At 68.7% G+C, this 21,690-nt stretch carries 18 protein-coding genes and 1 pseudogene; 13 read left to right on the top strand and 6 right to left on the bottom strand.

What is annotated here, in order from left to right; all coding sequences use genetic code 11:
• Positions 1-35 precede the first annotated feature (35 nt).
• Both ACJH6H_RS01250 and ACJH6H_RS01245 read left to right on the top strand, forming a co-directional pair.
• A complete protein-coding gene (locus ACJH6H_RS01250; RefSeq protein WP_135356445.1) occupies positions 36-524 on the top strand; it encodes an inorganic diphosphatase in 489 nt (162 codons plus the stop codon).
• A 65-nt stretch (positions 525-589) separates the two neighbouring features.
• Positions 590-1,993, top strand: a complete 1,404-nt coding sequence (locus ACJH6H_RS01245; RefSeq protein WP_406774093.1) for a lipase maturation factor family protein — start codon at positions 590-592, stop codon at positions 1,991-1,993.
• On the opposite strand, the gene ACJH6H_RS01240 is transcribed toward ACJH6H_RS01245, so the two are convergent.
• The gene (locus ACJH6H_RS01240) at positions 1,990-2,598 is read right to left on the bottom strand and encodes a TetR/AcrR family transcriptional regulator (protein WP_406774092.1); all 609 of its coding nucleotides are present in this window, start codon (positions 2,596-2,598) and stop codon (positions 1,990-1,992) included. The two genes, ACJH6H_RS01245 and ACJH6H_RS01240, sit on opposite strands and share 4 nt — an antisense overlap.
• Before the next feature lie 63 nt (positions 2,599-2,661).
• Between ACJH6H_RS01240 and ACJH6H_RS01235 the strand changes: the two genes are divergently transcribed.
• Genes ACJH6H_RS01235 through ACJH6H_RS01225 form a run of 3 tightly spaced genes read left to right on the top strand, consistent with a single transcriptional unit; the run spans position 2,662 to position 6,126 of the window.
• Positions 2,662-4,077 (top strand): ABC1 kinase family protein, encoded by a 1,416-nt coding sequence (locus ACJH6H_RS01235; protein WP_406774091.1) that lies wholly within the window; start codon positions 2,662-2,664, stop codon positions 4,075-4,077.
• Positions 4,067-5,218, top strand: a complete 1,152-nt coding sequence (locus ACJH6H_RS01230) for a cytochrome P450 (protein WP_406774090.1) — start codon at positions 4,067-4,069, stop codon at positions 5,216-5,218. Before ACJH6H_RS01235 ends, ACJH6H_RS01230 begins: the two co-directional genes overlap by 11 nt.
• Positions 5,218-6,126: an NAD(P)-dependent oxidoreductase gene (locus ACJH6H_RS01225; protein WP_064860971.1), complete on the top strand. Its 909-nt coding sequence runs from the start codon at positions 5,218-5,220 to the stop codon at positions 6,124-6,126. Before ACJH6H_RS01230 ends, ACJH6H_RS01225 begins: the two co-directional genes overlap by 1 nt.
• On the opposite strand, the gene ACJH6H_RS01220 is transcribed toward ACJH6H_RS01225, so the two are convergent.
• Both ACJH6H_RS01220 and ACJH6H_RS01215 read right to left on the bottom strand, forming a co-directional pair.
• Positions 6,118-6,504 (bottom strand): thiol-disulfide oxidoreductase DCC family protein, encoded by a 387-nt coding sequence (locus ACJH6H_RS01220; protein WP_060999643.1) that lies wholly within the window; start codon positions 6,502-6,504, stop codon positions 6,118-6,120. The two genes, ACJH6H_RS01225 and ACJH6H_RS01220, sit on opposite strands and share 9 nt — an antisense overlap.
• A 57-nt stretch (positions 6,505-6,561) precedes the next feature.
• Positions 6,562-7,833, bottom strand: a complete 1,272-nt coding sequence (locus ACJH6H_RS01215; protein ID WP_406774089.1) for an HNH endonuclease — start codon at positions 7,831-7,833, stop codon at positions 6,562-6,564.
• Positions 7,834-7,945: 112 nt separating this feature from the next.
• Between ACJH6H_RS01215 and ACJH6H_RS01210 the strand changes: the two genes are divergently transcribed.
• The 6 genes from ACJH6H_RS01210 (at position 7,946) to ACJH6H_RS01185 (ending at position 16,029) form a co-directional block, all read left to right on the top strand.
• Positions 7,946-8,467 carry a 2-oxo-4-hydroxy-4-carboxy-5-ureidoimidazoline decarboxylase gene (locus ACJH6H_RS01210; RefSeq protein ID WP_174814074.1) on the top strand — a complete coding sequence of 174 codons (522 nt, stop codon included), beginning with the start codon at positions 7,946-7,948 and terminating at the stop codon, positions 8,465-8,467.
• A 62-nt stretch (positions 8,468-8,529) separates the two neighbouring features.
• The gene (locus tag ACJH6H_RS01205) at positions 8,530-12,423 is read left to right on the top strand and encodes a Pls/PosA family non-ribosomal peptide synthetase (RefSeq protein WP_406774088.1); all 3,894 of its coding nucleotides are present in this window, start codon (positions 8,530-8,532) and stop codon (positions 12,421-12,423) included.
• Positions 12,420-13,754 (top strand): M1 family metallopeptidase, encoded by a 1,335-nt coding sequence (locus ACJH6H_RS01200; RefSeq protein ID WP_406774087.1) that lies wholly within the window; start codon positions 12,420-12,422, stop codon positions 13,752-13,754. The genes ACJH6H_RS01205 and ACJH6H_RS01200 overlap by 4 nt, the downstream gene beginning before the upstream one ends.
• Positions 13,721-14,959, top strand: a complete 1,239-nt coding sequence (locus tag ACJH6H_RS01195; RefSeq protein ID WP_371824494.1) for a hypothetical protein — start codon at positions 13,721-13,723, stop codon at positions 14,957-14,959. Before ACJH6H_RS01200 ends, ACJH6H_RS01195 begins: the two co-directional genes overlap by 34 nt.
• Positions 14,960-14,980: 21 nt before the next feature.
• Entirely contained in the window at positions 14,981-15,673 is a 693-nt protein-coding gene (locus ACJH6H_RS01190) for a glycosyltransferase family 2 protein (protein ID WP_406774086.1), read from the top strand.
• The gene (locus ACJH6H_RS01185; RefSeq protein WP_212807311.1) at positions 15,670-16,029 is read left to right on the top strand and encodes a DUF2304 domain-containing protein; all 360 of its coding nucleotides are present in this window, start codon (positions 15,670-15,672) and stop codon (positions 16,027-16,029) included. Before ACJH6H_RS01190 ends, ACJH6H_RS01185 begins: the two co-directional genes overlap by 4 nt.
• Here ACJH6H_RS01185 and ACJH6H_RS01180 read toward each other — a convergent pair.
• Genes ACJH6H_RS01180 through ACJH6H_RS01170 form a run of 3 tightly spaced genes read right to left on the bottom strand, consistent with a single transcriptional unit; the run spans position 16,020 to position 19,392 of the window.
• A complete protein-coding gene (locus ACJH6H_RS01180) occupies positions 16,020-16,616 on the bottom strand; it encodes a TetR/AcrR family transcriptional regulator (RefSeq protein WP_020100950.1) in 597 nt (198 codons plus the stop codon). The two genes, ACJH6H_RS01185 and ACJH6H_RS01180, sit on opposite strands and share 10 nt — an antisense overlap.
• A gap of 1 nt (position 16,617) precedes the next feature.
• On the bottom strand, positions 16,618-18,402 hold the full coding sequence (locus tag ACJH6H_RS01175) for an amidohydrolase family protein (protein ID WP_212807312.1): 1,785 nt from the start codon (positions 18,400-18,402) through the stop codon (positions 16,618-16,620).
• Between the two features lie 57 nt (positions 18,403-18,459).
• Positions 18,460-19,392, bottom strand: a complete 933-nt coding sequence (locus ACJH6H_RS01170) for an NAD-dependent epimerase/dehydratase family protein (RefSeq protein ID WP_212807313.1) — start codon at positions 19,390-19,392, stop codon at positions 18,460-18,462.
• On the opposite strand from ACJH6H_RS01170, the pseudogene ACJH6H_RS01165 reads away from it, so the two are divergent.
• Both ACJH6H_RS01165 and ACJH6H_RS01160 read left to right on the top strand, forming a co-directional pair.
• Positions 19,358-21,195 (top strand): annotated as a pseudogene (locus tag ACJH6H_RS01165) (hypothetical protein). The gene ACJH6H_RS01170 and the pseudogene ACJH6H_RS01165 sit on opposite strands and share 35 nt — an antisense overlap.
• Positions 21,196-21,325: 130 nt before the next feature.
• Positions 21,326-21,667, top strand: coding sequence for a hypothetical protein (locus ACJH6H_RS01160; protein WP_406774085.1), 342 nt, complete (start codon positions 21,326-21,328; stop codon positions 21,665-21,667).
• Positions 21,668-21,690 lie beyond the last annotated feature (23 nt).

Here is a 21,690-nt window from a genome sequence, read left to right as displayed (position 1 = left end):
AGCCCGTTATCAGCACAGAGCTAAGGAGTCTCCCGGTGGAGCACGAAGTCGTCATCGAGATCCCCAAGGGTTCGCGCAACAAGTACGAAGTGGACCACGAGACCGGACGGGTGAAGCTCGACCGCTACCTGTTCACCCCGATGGGTTACCCCACCGACTACGGGTTCTTCGAGAACACCCTCGGCGAGGACGGCGACCCGCTGGACGCGCTGGTGCTGCTGACCGAGTCTGTCTTCCCGGGCTGCATCGTCGACGCCCGCCCGGTCGCCATGTTCAAGATGACCGACGAGGCCGGCGGCGACGACAAGCTGCTGTGCGTCCCCGCCGGTGACCCGCGTTGGGACCACATCCAGGACGTCAGCGACATCTCGGAGTTCGAGCTGGACGCCATCAAGCACTTCTTCGTCCACTACAAGGACCTGGAGCCGGGCAAGTTCGTCAAGGCCGCCGACTGGGTCGGCCGCAAGGAGGCCGAAGAAGAGCTGGCCCGCTCGATCGCCCGGTTCGAAGAGCAAGAGCACTAGTCTTTCGTTTTCACCGAGCCTGACCCGCCGTACGCTGGAAAGCGGCGGCGGGTCAGGAATCGGCGATGGATTGGTTCACAGCACCCGAATACTGGTTCAGCCGGCTGGTGCTGGAACGAGGCATCGCCGGCGTCTATCTGATTGCTTTCCTCTGCGCCGCAAGGCAATTCCGCGCCCTCCTCGGCGCGCAGGGCATGTTGCCGATTCCGCGGTATCTGTCTGCTGTGTCGTTCCGGCAGGCGCCCAGCATCTTTCACTGGCACTACTCGGACAGGTTCTTCGCGACCGTCGCGTGGTCGGGTGCCGCGCTCAGCACTGCACTGGTCGCGGGCGCCGGCGACCTCGTGCCGCTGTGGGCGGCGATGCTCGTGTGGCTGCTGTTGTGGATGCTGTACCTGTCGATCGTCAATGTCGGGCAGCGGTGGTACGCCTTCGGCTGGGAATCCCTGCTGCTGGAGGCCGGCTTTCTGGCGGTGTTCCTCGGCAACGACAGTGTTGCGCCGCCGGTGCTGGTCATCTGGCTGGCGCGGTGGCTGGTTTTCCGTACCGAGTTCGGTGCGGGACTCATCAAACTTCGTGGTGACCGGTGCTGGCGCGATCTGACGTGCCTCTACTACCACCATGAAACCCAGCCCATGCCGGGCCCGCTGAGCTGGTTCTTCCATCACCTGCCCAAGCCGTTGCACCGCGTCGAAGTGGCGGTCAACCACGTCACGCAGCTCGTGGTTCCGTTCGGGTTGTTCGCGCCGCAGCCCATCGCCACCGTCGCCGGCGCGATCGTGGTGGTCACGCAGCTCTGGCTGGTGATCTCGGGCAACTATGCGTGGCTGAACTGGCTGACGATGGTGTTGGCGTTCAGTGCGATCGCCGGGCCGCTCCCCACCGCCACGTTGGCCGCACCGCCGGCATGGTTCGTGGTGCTCATCATCGGGTTCAGCGTCCTGGTCGTGGTGCTGAGCTACTGGCCGGTGCGGAATCTGCTCTCGCCGCAGCAGCGCATGAACGCGTCGTTCGACCCGCTGCACCTGGTGAACACGTACGGCGCCTTCGGCTCGATCGGGCGCATCCGGCGTGAGGTGGTGATCGAGGGCACCGCCGACGCGGAGATCACCGACGAAACCGTTTGGCAGGAATACGAATTCAAGGGCAAGCCAGGGGCGGTCGGGAAGCTGCCGCGTCAGTGGGCGCCCTACCATCTGCGCCTCGACTGGATGATGTGGTTCGCCGCCATCTCACCGACCTACGGTCGTCAGTGGTTCGCCGGATTGCTGGAGCGCTTGCTGCGCGGCGATACCGCGACCCTGAAACTGCTGCGGCACAACCCATTTCCAGATTCGTCGCCCAGATATGTCCGCGCGCAGGTGTTCCGCTACCGCTACGCCACGCCCCGCGAACTACGGCACGACCACGTGTGGTGGCACCGTACCCTGGAAGGTCAGTACTTCCCGCCGGTCACCCTGCCGGACTAGCGCGCCGCTTCGATACGGCCGGCGAGCATCGCGGTCCAGTCCGCGATGAACTCGTCGTCGGGGGTGTCCGCCTGCGGGGCGTGAAAGACGACGCGCGTCGCGTGCTTGCCCAGCAGCGCGTTGACCCCCACCACCGCGATGCGCCTGGCCTCCTGTTGATCGAGGCCGGGCGCGCATCCACGGATCCAGTCGGCGAGCTCGCTGTAGAGGCCGTCGATCAGAGCGGCGTAGGCGGCGTCGACGCGGTCCGACTGCTCGGCCGGCGTGCGGGCTACCACCTGCAAAAACTGACTCTCCTGGTTCAGCACACTCAGCACGTACCGGCCCAGCAGCGTCAACTCTGTCCGGAGCTCTCCTTCGCCGGCGAACAGCGCGCTGATGTCGTGCATCGCGCGGCGCCGATCCAGCTGCCTGTCGATACCCGCCGCCAGCACGGCCTCTTTGGTCTTGAAGTGGTTGTAGAGGGCGCCGCAGCCGGGCACCAGGCCGGCCGCCTTCTCGATCTGAGTGATGCTGGTGGCCTTGTAGCCCTGCTCACTGAACAGCCGCATGGCCTCGGTGACCAGCCGTTCCTTCGTCGAGGTTTCCACTTTGACTCCCACCATTGACCGCATATAAGAAGGGTCATATATTTCGTACTAGGTCACCATACAACGCTGGGAGGCGCAATGACCGGGAATGTGCCGCGCGGACGCATCCGGCGCACCATGCCGGTCGCCGGCTTCACCGCGCGCGCCGCCGGCGGACGGATGGTCGCGGCGCTGCGGGAGAAGGCCGGTAACACCGGCGCCGTCGAACGCTTCCACGAACGCACCGCCGAGCAGTACGCCGAACTCCTCGGCCACTCCAAGGGTGTGTTGATGAAGGCCGGCCAACTGGTGTCAATGGTCGACGCCAGTGCCATTGGCGCCGGCGAACTCTCGCCGTACCAGCGGGCACTGACCCGACTGCAGGCCGACGCGCCGCCGATGGCCGCAGCACTGGCCCGGCGCGTCGTCGAGGACGATCTCGGTCGCCCGATCTCCGCCGTCTTCGCATCGTTCTCCGACGAACCGATGGCAGCGGCGTCCATCGGCCAGGTCCACCGGGCCGTCCTGCACGACGGCCGCGACGTCGCGGTGAAGATCCAGTACCCCGGTGTGGCACAAGCCATCCGCGATGATCTGTCGAACACCGAGTTGCTGGCGACGATGTTCCGCTTCGCGGCCGGGGCCGCCGGTGCCCTCGGTGCGTCGCTGCCGGACGTGACGTCGATCTCGGCGGAGATTTCCGAACGTATCTCCGAGGAGATCGACTACCGCCGCGAGGCCGCCCACATCACCGCGTTCAGCGAACTCTGGCGCGATCACCCCCACATTCGCGTCCCCGAACTGGTCGGCGAGGCATCCGGCGACCGCGTCCTGACCATGACATACCTCGACGGATTGGACTGGGCCGCAGCGCAAGACGCCGACCAGGACACCAAGAACACCTGGTCCGAGGTGATCGCGCGGTTCGTCACCGGCTCCTACCGGCACGGCCACCTGTTCCACGCCGACCCGCACCCCGGCAACTACCGCTTCGGTACCGACGGCACCGTCGGATTCGTCGACTTCGGTTGCGCCAAGGTGCTTCCCGAAGGCCAGCGCAGGCGCATCGTGAACCTGATGCGCTGTGCGGTCGAGGGTCGCCGCGGCGACCTGCGGTCGAACATGGTCGAGAGCGGTTTCTTCGCAGCCGATTCGGTGCTGACCGCCGACGACGCCTACCGCTGGTGGGAGGGCATCATCTACGAGATCCTGGCACCACAGCCGGTGACCTACACCGACGAGGCCTCGCGGCGCGCGATCGCCTCGATGCTGGACGTGCGCGACGCCGACCACCCCATGCGGCACATCACGGTGCCCGCCGATTTCGTGTTCTTCTCGCGCCTGAACCTGTCGATGAACGCGATCTTCACGGCGTTGAACGCCACCTTCCACGCCCGCGGGATGCTGGACGAAATGGACGGCGTCGCAGCGCCGGTCACCGCATTGGGCCGCGCACACGAGGCGTGGGTTCAGCGCCGCGGCCTGCCGCACGGGACGGACCACCATGTCGGCTAACGACGTCACTGCGGCCCGGCTGCCCTGGGACGCCGCCGACCCCTACCCCTTCTACGAAGCCCGGCGGCGCGACGGAGATGTCGTGTGGGACAACGTCGCCCAAGGTTGGCTGGTGCTGGGCTACGACGCGGCCCGACAGGTCCTCGGCGGATCCGGCTGGACCAGCGACCCGCTGGCCAACCCGGTAGCACGCGCATCGATGACCATGATGCCGACCGACTTCGCCAAGGCGTCGATGCTCTTCACCGACGGCACCGACCACGACCGGCTGCGCGGCGCGGTCCGGGATGCGTTCACCCGCAGCACGATATCCGGACTGACCGAAGGTGTGACGACGATTGCCGCCGAGGTCATCGCGCAGGCACCCACCGGTGAGCCGTTCGATTTCATGTCGCGGATCGCCCTGCCGCTGCCGATCGCGGTGGTCGGTGAATGGCTCGCTCTGGATCCCGGTCACGCGGCGTCACTGCGCGAACTGTCCCCGTCGATCATCCGGATGCTCGGCACCCTGGCCGACCCCGTCGAGGTCGCCGAGGGATTCGGCGCCGCCGCCGCACTCATGGCGGAGTTCCTGCCGCTCGCCGCCGACCGACGGGCTCACCCCGGTGACGACCTGTTCAGCTTCATCGCCACCGACCCCGAGCTGTCCCTCGAAGACGTCGTGGTGACCGCCATCCTGATCGCGGTCGCCGGACATGAGACCACCGCGAATCTTCTTGGTGCCGGGCTGATTCGACTGGCGAACGAACAGGTCGACACCGTCGACGGCGCCGTGATCACCGAACTGCTGCGACTCGACGGCCCGGTTCAGTCGACGGTGCGCACCGCGACCGAGGACCAGACGGTGGGCGGTGTCGACATCGCCGCCGGCGACAGCGTCGTCGTCGTGGTGGCCTCCGCGAACCGCGATCCAAAGGTGTTCGACGACCCCGACCGCTTCCGGTTGGGCCGCACCGGCCCTGCCCCCGTGGCCTTCGGATACGGCGCCCACTACTGCCTGGGTTCGGCGCTGGCCCAGTTGGAGTTGACCATCGCGTTACGGGAAGTCCTTGCGCGCCAACCGGTTATCCGCGGTGCAGTCACCTGGCGCGACACGCCGGCCATTCGGGGACCACAGACATTGCCGGTGGCGTTCAGCTGATGCGGGTGTTCGTCACCGGCGGGACGGGCGCCATCGGCGTCCACACCGTGCCCGCGCTGGTTGCGGCCGGCCATGCCGTCACCGCGTTGGCCCGCAGCGACGCGAAGGCCGCCTGGTTGCAGAGCCAGGGCGCTGCGCCGGTGGCCGCATCGCTGTTCGACCGGCGCGGGCTGGCCGACGCGTTCGCCGGCCACGACGTGGTGGTGAATCTGGCGTCGGCGCTGCCGTCGACCACGACGTTCATCCGCAAATCCGCTTGGACGGAATGCGAGAGGGTGCGTGTGGAGGGCTCGGCCGCCGTCGTCGATGCCGCCCGAGATGCCGGTGTCCAGAAGCTGATTCAGGAATCCGTGGTGATGATCTACCGCGACGGTGGAACCGACTGGGTCGACGAACAGCAGCCCGTCGACCACTACCCGATCACGCACGGCAACCACGCCGCCGAGGCCAGCGCACGCCGGTTCGCCGCAGCCGGCGGTGCGGCGACCATCCTGCGATTCGGCGTCTTCTACGGTCCGCATGCGGCACATAGCGAGCAGATCCTCGACATGGCCAGGTGGCACATCGGGTTTGTCCCGGGCCGCAGCGACACTTACCTGTCGTCGATCCACGTCGCGGATGCGGCGGACGCCGTCGTCGCGGCACTCACTGCACCCGGCGGCACCTACAACGTCGTCGACGACGAGCCACTCACCAAACGCGAATATGCCGAGGCCTGCGCCGCGGCCGTCGGGCGGCGGATCTGGATCAGTGGGCCGGGTCGGCTGGGACTGTTGCTCGGCGACCGGCTCACGTCCATCACCAGGTCACTTCGGGTGAGCAACAAGCGCTTTCGCGATTCTTCCGGCTGGCGTCCCCGCTACCCCAGTGCCGTCGAAGGTTACCGCGTGATGGCGCAGCTACGCTGAAACACATTCCGCCGGAGCCGATTCGCACCACGGCGTGACGCCGCGGAAGTGGTAGCGATGGGTGGCAACCCAGCGGTAGACCCGCTCTTGGAGCGCACCGACTCCCGGGATGGCGTAGAGCCACAACGGCAACCGGGTGCCGACTGCCGCGGACACGGCGGCGTTGGCCGCCTTGGCGCCACCGAACACTTCGCCGGACGAATCCAGCCACCACACCGATTCCATCAGGTGCTCGGGTGCCACGCCGAGTCGTTCGGCGGTGCCTGGCTTCTGCAGTGGTTCGGTGCGGAGGCGGCCGGTTCGGTTCATCCGTAGCAGCTGATTCCGCGCGCGGGTACACATCCCGCACTTGCCGTCGAAGAACAGCACTCCGTCCATGACTTCATCATGCGCCGCTGAGTGCCGTCGGAAACCGTGAGTCGCCACACATGTGGGTTAGGCCGCAGGGTGTATCCGCGCGATGTGGACATCGCGGGTGAAGATGCGCAACCCGTCCGGTGTCGGCGGCGCCGTTGAGGTGTACACCGCGCCCGATGGCGTGGTCAGCGCGATGGTGTGCCGGCCGTACCGGTCATAACTCGCCGCCGCCTGCCAACCCGGTTCTTCCTTGACGTAATTGCAGTGCTCGCACAAGCCATCGCCGTTGTGCGCGCTCGTCGGCCCCCGCTTGGCATGGGGCGTGACGTGGTCGGTGTGCCGAATCCGCGCATTGCAGTACGGGGTCCGGCAGATCTGGTCCCGCAACCCGATGAACGTCGCGAGCGCTTTCGGAAACGCCCGCGCCTTCGACTCCATCGCGACGAGCTTGTTGGTACCCGGCTGGGCGTACAGGCGCCGCAACGCCGCCCCCACCGTCGCATCGGCCGCCGCGGCCAGCACCATGTCGCGAGCCAGCGCCGCCGGAATGGGCCCATAGCCGTCCAACTGCGCGGGCTGCTCGCCCCCGGTCAGCAGCGTCTCATCCGACATCACCAGGTTCAGTGTCACCGGCACCGGTGTCGCGACCGGATCACGACCCGTGACCCGCTCCACCACCACATCGGCCATCACCTGCGCACGGCTGCGCTCCGAACCCGCCGCCACCGCCGACGCCGCCTCACGAGCCAGCGCCTGGCGCACCAACTGCCCTTGGGCCGCCGGCATCAGCACCGTCATCGACATCATGCCGTCAGCGGCCACCCGGAACCGCACATGCCGCGCGGACCGCGCCCGCCTCATCTTCTCCACCACGGTCTGCTGATCCAGCTCACAGGCGATCCGCGCGGCCTCCGCCGACACCTCGGCGTTCCCCAACCCCGCCAGCGGGCCCGGATCCCCACACAACTCGGCATCCAGCAGCCGGCGATCCAACACCGACAGGCACGCCGCCTCTCTGGTGATCAGCTCGGCCCGGTGCTCGGAGAGCACACCCGACTCCAACGCGGCCAGCGTGCACGGCATGTCCGCGACCAGGATGCGGGCCATCGCCATCAACCGCTCACCCCGATGCGGGGACTCGCGCCGCGCCAACCCGATCTCCGAACCCAGCGCGGCCCGCGACACCCGCGGCCCACCCGCCGCGGCCGCCGCCACCCGCCGCGCCTCAAGTGCGGCCGCAATCCGCGCCTGCTCGGCCGCCGCACGCGCCTTCACCCGTTCGAGCTCCGCCATGCGACCCGACAACGCCGCCTCATCGGCGTCGGGGCCCACCGCCAGAATATCGAACATGCGTTCGACTCTACCGGATGCGTGTGATACGCGCCAGACCCCAGATAAATGAATTTGCCGCGCTGTAACACGAGGAAATCTGCCCGTACCCTGCAGATTCGATGATGTCCATGTGTTGATGCATCAGGGAATCGGTCTCGACGCGTTCAACGCCATGCCGAAGCAGCGGGCGGTGCACGCACTGTACGAATGCTGCTACAGCGTGCCGCTGGCCGGCAGCCTGGCCGACGGACGCGCCTACGCCGACCACGACCACCTGTTCCGGCGTGCCGACGACCTGCTCTTCGCGCTTGCCGACTCCTCGGTCGACGCGATCCTGCAGGCTTACCCGCAGCTCGGCCGCCGGCCCGGCAGCGCCCGCTCGCAGTTCGAGCAGTGCGCGGTGTGCGACCGCGACCCCGATCTCATGGCGACCCTGACCGCGCACGCCACGACGTACCGGGACCACTTCGGCTTCGACTTCGTGATGTTCGTCGGCGCGATGAGCGCCAACGAAGTGCTGGCCCACATGGCCGACCGCATGCACAACGACCACGAGACCGAGCGCAAGGTGGTCCGTAACGAGCTGGCCCGCATCAACCGGACCCGGCTGGAACGCATGCTCGGGCCTGAAGGCGGCTACAACAACTGGTAACGAAGCCGCCACGGCATGCCCGCCGCCAGGAAGCGTTCCCCAAGCCTTAGTAGTTTGTACCCGTGCCTCAGGAGATCCCCCCGCAGTACGTGCGTTCAGCGAACGCACCGCAGGCCCGGACCCTCATCGACATCCTCTACGCCACGGCCGACCAATATCCCGATGCGCCCGCCATCGACGACGGCACCGTCCAGCTCACCTACGCCGAGCTGATCGCCGACGTCGAGGAAAGCGTGGCCTGGCTGGCCGCGCGCGGCATCGGCCGAGGTGACCGCATCGGCATCCGCATGCCGTCGGGCAGCTACGCGCTGTACGTGTCGATTCTGGCGACCCTCGCGACCGGCGCCGCATACGTCCCCGTCGACGCCGACGATCCCGAGGAACGCGCCGCGCTGGTCTTCGGCGAGGCCGGCGTGGTCGGCATCATCACCGAGGCGGGCCTGGTCCGCGGGCCCGGCTCGACCCGCGGCTGGCAGGCCGGCCGCCCGCTGACCCGCGACGACGCCTGGATCATCTTCACCTCCGGCTCCACCGGCACCCCGAAGGGCGTCGCGGTGACGCACCGCAACGCCGCCGCGTTCGTCGACGCCGAGGCCGAGATCTTCCTGAAGGACAATCCGCTTGGCCCGGGCGACCGGGTGCTGGCCGGGCTGTCGGTGGCCTTCGACGCGTCCTGCGAAGAGATGTGGCTGGCCTGGCGCCACGGTGCCTGCCTTGTCCCGGCCCCGCGCTCGCTGGTGCGCAGCGGCATGGACCTCGGCCCGTGGCTGGTGTCGCGCGACATCACCGTCGTCTCGACGGTCCCGACGCTGGCCTCGCTGTGGCCTGCCGAGGCCCTGGAGGCCGTGCGTCTGCTGATCTTCGGCGGCGAGGCCTGCCCGCCCGAGCTCGCCGAGCGCCTGGCGGTCGAGGGCCGTGAGGTGTGGAACACCTACGGACCGACCGAAGCCACGGTCGTCGCGTGCCTCGCGCCGCTCGGCGGTGGCCCGGTCAGCATTGGCCTGCCGCTGCCCGGCTGGGATCTGGCGGTCGTCGACAAGGACGGCCTGCAGGTTGGCTACGGCGACGTCGGCGAGCTGGTGATCGGCGGCGTCGGCCTGGCCCGCTACCTGGACCCGGAAAAGGACGCCGAGAAATACGCGCCGATGGAGACCCTCGGCTGGGGCCGCGCGTACCGCAGCGGCGACCTGGTCCGGCTCGAGGCGGACGGACTCTACTTCCAGGGCCGCGCCGACGATCAGGTCAAGGTCGGCGGCCGGCGCATCGAGCTCGGCGAGGTCGACGCCGCACTGGTCAACCTGCCGGGTGTCAGCGGCGGTGCCGCCGCGGTGCGCAAGACCGCCACCGGCACTCCCCTGCTCGTCGGCTACATCGCCAGCACCGACCCCGAATTCGATATCACCAAGGCCCGCAAGACTCTTGCCGAGTCGCTGCCGGCCGCGCTGGTGCCGCGCCTCGTCCTGGTCGACGAATTGCCCACGCGCACATCAGGAAAGGTCGACCGCAACGCACTGCCGTGGCCCATCGAAGGGGCGGGCGCGGCAGGCGACGACAGTCCCGACCTCGACGGCACCATGGGCTGGCTCGCCGGGCTGTGGCGCGACGTGCTGGCCTCCCCGATCGACGGACCCGGCGCCGACTTCTTCGCACTCGGCGGCGGCTCACTGTCCGCCGCGCAGCTCGTCTCGCTACTGCGGGAGAAGTACCCACAGGTCACCGTCGCCGACCTGTACGACCACCCGCGCCTGGGCTCTCTGGCCGGCTACCTCGATGAACTCGACCCGCCGCCGCTCGTCGAAACCCGAAGCGTCACACCGGTTCCGCTGACGACGCAGCTCATCCAGACCGCTGCCGCGATCCCGCTCGCGACGCTGGCCGGCATGCAGTGGGTCGTGTGGCTGGCCATCCTGAACAACGTCGCCGCCGCGCTGCACCTGCTGCCCTGGGCCCACACCGTGAACTGGTGGGTGATCCTCGTCGGATTCCTGGTGTTCGTCACGCCGCTCGGCCGCATGGGTATCGCCGTGTTCGCCGCCCGCGCCCTGCTGTCCGGCCTGGAACCGGGCACCTACAAACGTGGCGGCTCCGAGCACCTGCGGGTCTGGCTCGCCGAACGGCTCGGCGAGGCCAGCGGCGCCGAAAACCAGGCCGGTGCACCGTGGTTGGTGTACTACGCCCGCGCACTGGGCAACCGCGTCGGCGAGGGCGTCGACCTGCACTCGACGCCACCGGTCACCGGCATGCTCACGCTCGGCGACCGCTGCTCGGTCGAGCCGGAGGTCGACCTCACCGGCCACTGGATCGACGGCGACCTGTTCCACGTCGGCCCCATCAGCATCGGCAACGACGCCACCATCGGCGCCCGGACGACGCTGCTGCCGGGTGCGGTGGTCGGCAAGAACGCCGATGTCGCACCGGGTTCCGGCGTGATCGGCAAGGTCAAGGCCAAGCAATACTGGAAGGGTTCGCCGGCGGTGAAGTCGGGCAAGGCCCACCACCCGTGGCCCGACGAGAGGCCGGGCCGCGCGCCCATCTGGGTCGCGATGTACGGGCTGACTTCGGTGTTGCTCGGCGGACTGCCGATCCTGGCCCTCGCGGCCGGACTCGCGGTGCTGATTCCGCCGGTGCGCCATACGCATTCGCTGCCGGAGGCGGTCCTGCCGGTCGCGTTGTGGACGCCCGTCGCCGCGGTGGTCGCCATGGCGGTGTACGCCGCGCTGACCGTGATCGGGGTGCGCCTGCTGGCCCTCGGCCTGACCGAGGGCTACCACCCGGTGCGCAGCCGGGTGGGCTGGCAGCTGTGGGCCACCGAGCGCATGATGGACGCCGCCCGCAACTACCTGTTCCCCATCTACGCGAGCCTGCTGACGCCGTGGTGGCTGCGAATCCTGGGCGCGAAAGTCGGTAAGGACACCGAGATTTCGACGGCCCTGCTGACCCCGAAATTCACCGAGGTGCTCGACGGCGCGTTCCTGGCCGACGACACCATGGTGGCGTCGTACGAGCTCGGCGGCGGCTGGATTCACGTCGCGAAGGCGACCGTCGGCCGGCGCGCGTTCCTCGGCAACTCGGGCATCACCCAGCCCGGCCGCCGTGTCCCCGACGACGGTCTGGTCGCCGTGCTGTCGGCGACGCCGCACAAGGCCAAGGCCGGTTCGTCGTGGCTGGGCAGTCCGCCGATCCGGTTGCGCCGCCAGCCAACCGAAGCCGACGCGGTACGCACCTTCCACCCGTCACTGCGCCTCAAGGTGATGCGGTCGACGGTCGAGACCCTGCGGATCGTCCCGGTGATGGTGACGTTCGGCATCGGCGTGGCGGTCCTCGGCGTCCTGCAGGCCCTGGCGGGCGAATTGGGCTGGGTGTGGGCGGCATTGGGCGCCGGCCTGGTTCTGCTGAACGCGGGCGCCATCGCCGGTGCCATCGCCGTGGTCGCGAAGTGGTTGATGGTCGGGCGCATCCGGGCCGTCGAGCACCCCCTGTGGTCGCCGTTCGTGTGGCGCAACGAGGTGTCCGACACCTTCGTCGAGACCGTCGCCGGCCCGTGGTTCGCCCGCGCGGCCAGCGGCACCCCGGTGATGAACCTGTGGCTGCGGGCCCTCGGCGCCGCGATCGGCCGCGGCGTGTGGTGCGAAACCTATTGGCTGCCAGAGGCCGACCTGGTGACGCTGGGCCGGGGTGCGACGGTGAACCGGGGCTGCGTGGTGCAGACCCACCTGTTCCACGACCGCATCATGCAGCTCGACACCGTGGTGCTCGAGGCGGGCGCGACGCTCGGTACCCACTGCGTCGCGCTGCCCGCGGCCAGCATCGGCGCGGGCGCGACCGTCGGCCCGGCCTCCCTGGTGATGCGCGGCGACGCGGTGCCGGCCTCGACGCGCTGGCAGGGCAATCCGATTGCCCCATGGGTCGGCAAGAAGCGCAAGTCCGGCAACCGACAAAAGGCGCAGGCCGCGTGACCCGGACAAACAAGAAGGACCGCAAAAGCGTTGCGCCGGTGATCGATCCGTACCTGCCCAACAACGGCAACTTCGGTTTCCGGGTGTCCCGCTACGAGCTGAGCCTCGAATACAAGGTCGAGAGCAACCGGCTGACGGGCATCGCCCACATCACCGCGGTCACCCTGGCGTCGCTGAACTGGTTCACCCTGGACCTGTCCGACGACCTGTCGGTGGCCAAGGTCGAGGTCAACGGACGGCGACCGGCCAAGTTCCGCACCGTCAACGGCAAGCTGCACATCACGCTGGCCGACCAGCTGCCCGCCGGTGCCGCGATGAAGGTGACGGTGCGCTACGGCGGCAACCCGCGCCCCATCAAATCCATCTGGGGCGCGGTCGGTTTCGAGGAACTGACCGAGGGGGCCCTGGTTGCCGGGCAACCGAACGGCGCGGCCTCCTGGTTCCCGTGCGACGACCACCCGAGCAGCAAGGCCAGCTACCGCATCGCGATCAGCACCGACAGCCCGTACCGGGTGGTCGCCAACGGCGAGCTGGTCAGCCGGAAAACCCGTGCGGCACAGACCTTGTGGGTGTACGAGCTCGCCGAGCCGACGTCGACCTATCTGATCACGCTGCAGATCGGCCGCTACGAGTCGGTGCGCCTGGCCAAATCGCCGGTGCCGATGTCCGCCGCCCTGCCGCAGCGGCTGATTCGCAACTTCGAATACGACTTCGGCCGCCAGCCCCAGATGATGCAGCTGTTCACCCGGCTGTTCGGGCCGTATCCGCTGTCGACCGGCTACACCGTCGTCGTCACCGACGACGACCTGGAGATCCCGCTCGAGGCGCAAGGTATTTCGATCTTCGGCGCCAACCACTGCGACGGCCGCCGCAGCGCCGAGCGGCTCATCGCGCACGAGATGGCGCACCAGTGGTTCGGCAACTCGGTGACGGTACGACGCTGGCGCGACATCTGGCTGCACGAGGGATTTGCCTGTTACGCGGAGTGGCTGTGGGCCGAGGAGTCGGGCTGGCGCACCGCCGACCAGCTGGCCGCCCACAATCTGCAGAAACTCCGGGGTCTGCCGCAGAACCTGCTGCTGGCCGACCCGGGACCCGAGGACATGTTCGACGACCGCGTCTACAAGCGCGGCGCACTGACCCTACATGCCCTGCGGCGCACCATCGGCGACGCGAATTTCTTTGCGCTACTGCGTGATTGGACCACGCGGTACCGGCACTCGACCGCCCTGACCGACGACTTCACCGGCCTGGCCGCCAACTACACCGACCAGTCCCTGCGCGGACTGTGGACCGCGTGGCTCTACACGACGGAGCTGCCGGCACTGTGAAACCCAGCGGTGTGGCGCGGGTCGCCGTCGCGACGGTGCTCAGCGCGCTCTGCGGCTACGCGATCCTGTACCTCGCCGCACGCGATCTGGCCCCCGCCGGGTTCTCGGTGTTCAGCGTCTTCTGGGGCGCCTTCGGGTTGTTCACCGGCGCGGCCAACGGACTGCTGCAGGAGGCCACCCGTGAGGTCCGCGTCGCGCGCATCGCCGAGCCCCAGCCGGGACCGCACCTGCAGCCGCTCCGCGTCGCCGCGCTCGTAGCCGTTGCCGCAGGCCTGCTGATCGCCGGCACCGCCCCACTGTGGGCAGCACACGTGTTCGTCGAATCCACCCCGCTGAGCGTGACACTGCTGAGCGTCGGCCTCGCCGGCTTCTGCCTGCACGCCACCTTGCTCGGCGTGCTGGCCGGGGCCGACGGCTGGACGCAGTACGGGACGCTGATGGTGACCGACGCGGGTATCCGGGTCGCCGTCGCGGTCGCGGCGTTCATCCTGGGCTGGGGCCTCGACGGCTACCTGTGGGCCACCGTCGCCGGGTCGATGTCGTGGCTGATCCTGCTGCTGGCCTCCCACGTCGCCCGGTCCGCCGCCGCCATCCACACGCCCGGCACCCCGCGGACGTTCCTGACGGGGTCGGCGCACTCGATCGCCGCCGCGGGCGCCAGCGCCGTGCTGGTGATGGGTTTCCCGGTGCTGCTGCAGGCCACGTCCCGCGACCTGGGGGCCACCGGCGGCGTCATCATCCTGGCGGTGACGTTGACCCGCGCCCCGCTGCTGGTCCCGCTGACCGCCATGCAGGGCAACCTGATCGCGCATTTCGTCGACAACCGCAGGCTGCGCGCGCTACTCACGCCCACCCTGGTGCTCGCCGGACTGGGCGCACTGGCAGTGGTGGCGGCCGGGCTGCTCGGGCCGTGGCTGCTGCGCACGCTGTTCGGGCCCGAGTACGCCGCGAGCGGCGCGCTGCTGGCCTGGTTGACGGCCGGCGCCGTCGCCATCGCCTTCCTGACCCTGACCGGGGCCGCCACCGTCGCCGCCGCGCTGCACCGCGCCTACGCGATCGGCTGGGTGAGCGCCACCGTGGCCGCGGCGCTGTTGTTGCTGCTGCCGCTGGACCTGCAGACCCGCACCATCGTCGCGCTGATGTGCGGACCGCTGGTCGGAATCGTCGTCCACCTCGCCGCGCTGAGCGCGATCAGGCGCCCCTGAGCGTGTAGTTTCGGCAGCAACATGTCCTTCTATCACGACGTCTGGATCGTCATCCCCGCGTACAACGAGGCGAGCGTCATTGCCGAAGTCGTCGCGGATGTGCGCGCCGTCTTCCCCAACGTCGTCGTCGTCGACGACGGCGGCCGGGACGACACCGGCGACCGCGCCTTTGCCGCCGGCGCCCACGTGGTGCGTCATCCGGTGAACCTCGGTCAGGGGGCGGCCATCCAGACCGGCGTCGAATACGCCCGATCCCGGCCCGGGGCACAGTTTTTCGTCACGTTCGACGCCGACGGCCAGCACCAGGTCAAGGACGTCGTGCGGATGCTCGACCGGCTGCGGGCCGAGGATCTGGACATCGTCATCGGCACGCGGTTCGCCGACCGGCCGCCCGACCGCATGCCGATGCTCAAGCGGCTGCTGCTGCCGATCGTCGCCAAACTCAGCCGGTCCAGCCGCCAGCTGCACCTGACCGACGCGCACAACGGGCTGCGGGTGTTCAACAAGACGGTGGCCGACGGACTGAATCTGACCATGAACGGCATGAGCCACGCCAGCGAATTCGTCGCGCTGATCGTGGAGAACCAGTGGCGGATCGCCGAACAACCGGTGCACATCCTGTACACCGACTATTCGATGTCCAAGGGTCAGCCGCTGGTCAACGGCGTCAACATCATCGTCGACGGGTTGCTGCGCGGGAGGTTGCGCCGATGATCTGGACCAAGGCATTGCTGATCGGCGCGGTGGTCCTGCTGCTGGCCTACCTGTTCTCGTCGCGGCGCAACGCGCAATCCCGGGCCTGGGTCAAGGTCGGCTACGTGTTCTTCGTGCTCGGCGCCATCTACGCGATCCTGCGCCCCAACGACACCACGGTGGTGGCGCACTGGCTCGGCATCGGCCGCGGCGCCGACCTGCTGTTGTACGCGCTGGTCATCGCGTTCCTGTTCACGACCATCAGCGCCTACATGCGGTTCAAGGACCTCGAACTGCGCTACGCCCAACTGGCCCGCGCGGTGGCGCTGGAAGGCGCGCGGGTGCCCGATCCCGAGCCGCCGATCCGTCAGGTCTGAACGCCCAGACTCCCCAGCATCGTGGCCAGCAACTGGATGCGGCCGTCCTCTAGTTCCGGCTGCGGCAGCACGGCGCGGATCAGCGCCGCGCCGTCGAACGTATTGACCATGACGGCGACGATCAGCATGAGCAGTTCCGGCGGCAACTGATCGGCGCCGGGCATCTCCTGCGCGGTCTCGTAGATGTTGCGGCCGTATTCCACGAGGGCGCCCTGCAGCGTCGTCCGCAGCTTCTCGTCGGTGCGCGCCGCCACCATCAGCTCGTACATCACGGCGTTGGTGGCGTTGCCGCTGATGTCGCGCAGCGCGATCAACGCGCCCTCCAGAGCTGGCCGGTCCGAGGGGATTTCGGCGATCTGCTTACTGAACTGCTCCAGCTGCCGGCGCATGACCTCCAACGCCGTGGCGGCCATGAAATCGCCCATGGTGGCGAAGTGCTTGAACAGCGCGCCGTCGGAGACCTCGGCCCGGCGCGCGATCACCGCCGCCGAGGCACGGGCGTAGCCCACCTCGACGATGGTGGCGATCGCGGCGTCGAGAAGCCGGGCCCGGGTCTCCTCCCGGCGCTGCTGTTGAGTTCTGGCCACGTCAGACCGCTTGCGCCACCGGCAGTTTCGCGCCGCGCGCCGGCAGGTAGTGGCCGGACTTCACGGTCTGCCCATAGCCCTCGACGAATTCGCCGTCGCGGAACACCACCTGGCCACCCACACCGGTCGCCACCACGGCGGCGTCACTGCGGTTGACCATGCGGCTCAGGCCGCCGTAGAACTCCACCGAATCCTCGTGGTACGCCTCGAGTCCGGCGTCGAGGCCGGCGGGATCGATCACCACGAAGTCGGCGCGCTCACCCTGACGCAGCGTGCCGGCCTCGAGACCGAACCAGTCGGCGACCTCACCGGTGAGCCGGTGCACGGCATGCTCGGTGGTCATGAACGGGCGGCCGGCCTTGTCGGCGTCCTGCACGCGGCGCAGCATCCGCAGCGCGTAGTTGTAGAACGCCATGTTCCGAAGGTGCGCACCGGCATCCGAGAAGCCCATGTGCACCGACGGTTCGACGGCCAGCTTGTCGAGCTGCTTGGGACGGTGGTTGGCCACGATGGTGGTCCAGCGGGTGTTGCGTTCGCCGTGCTCGACCAGGACGTCGAGGAAGGCGTCGAGCGGGTGGATGCCGCGCTCGTCGGCGATCTGGCCAAAGCTCTTGCCGATCAACGACTTGTCGGGGCATTCGACGATGGTCGAGTCGTGGAAGTCGCGGTGCCACAGGGTCGGGCCCAGCACCTTCTTGTCGAACGACTTCCGGAACCGGCGCCGGTACTCCGGGTCGGCCATCAGCTTGTTGCGCTCCAGCTGGTCACGCAGATGCAGCGCCGCGGTGCCCGCACCGAACTCCTCGAAAACCGGGAGATCGATTCCGTCCGAATACAATTCGAACGGCACCGGCAGGTGCTGGAAGCGGACCTTCGAGTTCAGGACCTTGTTGGCCAGGCGGGTCACCGGGCCCAGCAGGTACACCGCGCCGGGCGACGACTTGGCGTCGGCGGCCACCAAGAGACTCATCCGCACGCCGCGGCGACGGCCGAACCAGCCACTGCTCTCGAGGAAGAAGTTCAGTGCCTCTTGCAGTTTGGCGACGTTGGGCGCGCTCTGCAGGATGCGGCCGCGCTTGCGCAGCACCTTGATCAGCCGGCGGCGCTCCCGCCAGGTGGCGAATGTCGACGGCAGGGCGCGGGACCGGAAGCGGTCACCGTCGAGCTTGTCGATGGCGGCGTCCATGCCGGACATACCGAGCATGCCGGCGTCCAGGGCCGCCTCGAGCCGCGAAGCCATGGTCTCGAGCTCGGCGTTGGTCGGGGTGACGTTCGGGGTCGTCGCGCGGTCCAGGCCCAGCACCGAGGTGCGCAGGTCGGAGTGACCCAGCAGCGAGCTGACGTTCGGGCCGAGCGGCAGCGCCTCGAGCGCCTGCACATACTCGGCGGGACCGGACCACGACCGGTTCTGCTCGAGCGCGCCGACGACGAACTTGCGCGGCACCGCCTCGACGCGGCTGAACAGGTCGGCGGCGTCGTCGTTCTCGGCGTAGACGGTCGACAGCGAACACATGCCCAGCAGCACCGTCGTCACGCCGTGGCGGACGGACTCCCGCAGGCCCGGATCGAGGAGCACCTCGGCGTCGTAGTGGGTGTGCACGTCGATGAAGCCCGGCGTCACCCACTTGCCTTTGGCGTCGATGACGTCGGGGCAGCCCGTCTCATCGAGCGGTTGTGCCGACACCGTCGCGACGACGCCGTCGCGGATACCCAGGTTGCGCAGTTGCGGCGTGCGGCCGGTGCCGTCGAACCACAAGCCGTCTTTGACGATCACGTCGTAGGTCATGACGTGAGACTAGGACAGAAAGTGAGTGCTTACAATCTTTTTCTGCGTAATCGCAGGTCAGGGGCGGAAGAAGTCCACCGTCCGGGCCACGCCCTCGGCCAGCGCCACCTTGGGACTCCACCCCAGCACGGCACCGGCGCGGCTGATGTCCAGGCACGATTTCCGCAGGTCACCCAGGCGCGGCGGGTGGAACTCAGGAGCGTCCGGCACGCCGACGGCCGCGGCGATCGCGGTATGCAGCTGCGCCACCGACGTCTCGACCCCGGTACCGACGTTGAACCGCTGCCCACCGCCGGCTTCCCCGCCGGCACGGACGAAGGCGTCCACGACGTCGTCGACGAAGACGTAGTCGCGGGTGTCGGTGCCGTCACCGAAGATCTTGGTGGGCCGCCCGGCCAGCAGCGCCTGGCTGAAGATCGCGACCACGCCGGCTTCACCGTGCGGGTCCTGGCGCGGGCCGTAGACGTTGGCGGGCGCGATGTGCGAGCAGTCCAGTCCGTACAGGTTGCGGAACATGTTGAGGTAGACCTCGCCGCACACCTTGCTGGCCGCGTACGGGGACGACGGATCGACCGGCATGTCCTCGTTGGTCGGGTAGCCCGGCGGGACGCCGTAGATCGACCCGCCCGACGAGGTGTGCACGACCTTGCGCACGCCGTTGCTGCGCGCCGCCTCGGCCAGCCGCACGGTGCCGACGACGTTGACCCCGGCGTCGAACGGCGAGTCGGTCACCGACCGCGCGACGGAGATCTGCGCGGCCAGGTGGAAGATCACCTCGGGCTGCTCTTCGGCCACGATGGCGTGCAGATCGGCGTCGACGATGTCGGCCTTCACGAACTCGAATCGCTCGTTCTGCTCGGCCTGGGCGAGGTTGTCGACCTTGCCGCTGCTCAGGTCGTCGAGCCCGACGACGTCGTGTCCTTCGGACAGGAGCCGGTCGACGAGCGTCGATCCGATGAACCCGGCAGCACCAGTGACAAGTGTTCGCACGGCGCAACCATACCGACGGTTGCTGCGTGACGCCCCGTACAGTCGACAAGAGTGAACTGGGTCGCCCGAACCGCCGCCGCGCTGGTGGCGCTGCAGCTGATACTGCGGGCGGTCCTCGCATTCGGCGGCTACTTCTACTGGGACGACCTGATCCTGATCGGCCAGGCCGGCACCCATTCGCTCCTGTCGCCGGACTTCCTCTTCAATGACCACGACGGGCACGTCATGCCCGCCGGATTCCTGCTCGCCGGGGTGCTGACGCGACTGGCGCCGCTGACGTGGTTCTGGCCGGCCGTGAGCCTGGTGGTGCTGCAACTCGTCGCGTCCGTGGCGCTGGTGCGCGCCCTGCGCGTGATTCTCGGGTGGCGGCCGGTGCTGCTGGTGCCGCTGGTCTTCGCACTCTTCACACCGTTGGGGGTGCCGGCGTTCGCCTGGTGGTCGGCGGGGCTGAACGCGCTGCCGATGGCGGCGGCCATGGCCTGGGTCTGCGCCGACGCCATCGTGCTGGTCCGCACCGGAAATCCGCGGTACGTGTGGACCGGCTGCCTGGCCTACCTGGGCGGGCTGCTGTTCTTCGAGAAGTCCGCGGTGATCCCGTTCACCGCGTTCGCGGTGTGCTGGCTGCTGATGTACGTGACGGGGGCCGGCTCGCTCAAGACGGTGTGGCGTACCGGCCTGCGTCTGTGGCTGGGGCTGCTGACCATCACGATCGGCTGGGTCGGCGTCTACCTGCTGGTGGTCAACCAGAAGCGCTGGACCCTGGACCTGGCGATGACGTGGGAACTGCTGGCGCGGTCCGTCACGCACGGCCTGGTACCCACGCTGGCCGGCGGGCCGTGGGACTGGCAACGCTGGGCGCCGGCGTCCCCGTGGGCGACGCCCGGCCCGGTCGTCATGGTCCTCGGCTGGCTGGTTCTCGCCGCCGTGGTTGCGGTGTCGCTGCTGCGGAAGCGGCGACTGGGCCCGGTGTGGCTGGCCGCCGTGGGGTACGTGGTGGCGTGCCAGGTGCCGATCTATCTGATGCGGTCGTCGAAGTTCACCGCCCTCGAGCTGGCACAGACGCTGCGTTATCTGTCCGATCTCGTCGTGGTGCTGGCGCTGCTGGCCGCCGTCGCGTTCTGCGCACCCAGCCGGAGTGCGCGGTTCGACGACTCGCCGCGGCGCCGCGTCGTTGTCGCTTGTGCCGCAACGGCATTCGTGGCCAGCAGCCTGTACTCGTGGGCGACGTTCCTGCCCAGCTGGCGCGACAACCCGACGCGCGCCTACCTCGTCAACGCCGAGGCAGCGCTGGCCCATGCGCCCCGCGGCGTGCCACTGCTTGACCAGGAGGTCGATCCCCTGGTGCTGCAACGCGTGGCGTGGCCGCAGAACCTGGCCAGCCACATGTTCGCCCTGCTGCGCGACCGCCCCGAATTCGCTTCCAGCACAACCTCTTTACAGATGCTCACCGCGACCGGCCAGCTGGTGCCGGCCCAGGTGACCTGGACCCGCACGATCGCCCCGGGACCGGCACCGAACTGCGGCTACCTGGTGCAGACCGACGCGCCGGTCACCATGCCGCTCGACGGCCCGCTGCTGCCGGCCGACTGGACCGCCGAGATCAACTACCTCGCCAACAGCGACGGGTCCCTGACCATGTCCCTGCCCGAGGGCCGCGAGGCCCGGGTGCCGGTACACCCCGGCCTGAACCGGGTGTTCGTCCGGCTACCCGGCGCCGGGGCCGCGATCCAGGTGAAGGCCAACACGTCGGCGCTGTCGGTGTGCGTCGCCTCCGGGCCGGTGGGGTTCCTGGCGCCGCGCTAGGCGTCTGAGCAGCACCGAAAAAGCTCCAAAAAGTTCTCCGAAAAAACTGTCCCCTTCCGGGACGGTGCCCACTCCTACCTGTGTCAGCAAGTCCAACCGGGCCTGCGACCACCGGAAAAGGAGACCTCCCATGACCATCACCGGCGCCGCAAACGGCAAGCGCATCGCACTGGCCGCCCTCATCGGCACGGCTGCGCTGTACGTGGCCCCGCTGGCGCTGACGACGCCCCTCGCCGGTGCAGAGTCTTTGGCGACCCGCTGTGGAAAAGGCGGTGGCACCTTCGCCATCGGCACTCGGTCGAACGGCTCGATCATCGAGAGCTGCACGACGACCGACAAAGAAGGCGTCAAGACCCAGTGCACCGAGGTCGATCACAAGCCGCAGGGCTGCATCACCGTGCCGAGGACGGGCGTGAAAGGCACCCACATCCCGACCGGTGACCTCGTCCCGGTTCAGGTCGAACACTCCTGAATCCCTGCCCAGCCATCCACAGC

Origin of the sequence: Mycobacterium sp. SMC-21 (assembly GCF_045310825.1) — a bacterium.
In the GTDB taxonomy this organism is placed as follows: domain Bacteria; phylum Actinomycetota; class Actinomycetes; order Mycobacteriales; family Mycobacteriaceae; genus Mycobacterium.
This window is presented reverse-complemented; position numbering and strand designations above follow the sequence as displayed.

Bases quoted from the DNA above. Each gene is read 5' to 3' on its own strand.
- ACJH6H_RS01245 (WP_406774093.1), top strand. From the start codon at position 590: ATGGATTGGTTCACAGCACCCGAATACTGGTTCAGCCGGCTGGTGCTG.
- ACJH6H_RS01240 (WP_406774092.1), bottom strand. From the start codon at position 2,598: ATGGTGGGAGTCAAAGTGGAAACCTCGACGAAGGAACGGCTGGTCACC.
- ACJH6H_RS01235 (WP_406774091.1), top strand. From the start codon at position 2,662: ATGACCGGGAATGTGCCGCGCGGACGCATCCGGCGCACCATGCCGGTC.
- ACJH6H_RS01230 (WP_406774090.1), top strand. From the start codon at position 4,067: ATGTCGGCTAACGACGTCACTGCGGCCCGGCTGCCCTGGGACGCCGCC.
- ACJH6H_RS01225 (WP_064860971.1), top strand. From the start codon at position 5,218: ATGCGGGTGTTCGTCACCGGCGGGACGGGCGCCATCGGCGTCCACACC.
- ACJH6H_RS01220 (WP_060999643.1), bottom strand. From the start codon at position 6,504: ATGGACGGAGTGCTGTTCTTCGACGGCAAGTGCGGGATGTGTACCCGC.
- ACJH6H_RS01215 (WP_406774089.1), bottom strand. From the start codon at position 7,833: ATGTTCGATATTCTGGCGGTGGGCCCCGACGCCGATGAGGCGGCGTTG.
- ACJH6H_RS01190 (WP_406774086.1), top strand. From the start codon at position 14,981: ATGTCCTTCTATCACGACGTCTGGATCGTCATCCCCGCGTACAACGAG.
- ACJH6H_RS01185 (WP_212807311.1), top strand. From the start codon at position 15,670: ATGATCTGGACCAAGGCATTGCTGATCGGCGCGGTGGTCCTGCTGCTG.
- ACJH6H_RS01175 (WP_212807312.1), bottom strand. From the start codon at position 18,402: ATGACCTACGACGTGATCGTCAAAGACGGCTTGTGGTTCGACGGCACC.
- ACJH6H_RS01160 (WP_406774085.1), top strand. From the start codon at position 21,326: ATGACCATCACCGGCGCCGCAAACGGCAAGCGCATCGCACTGGCCGCC.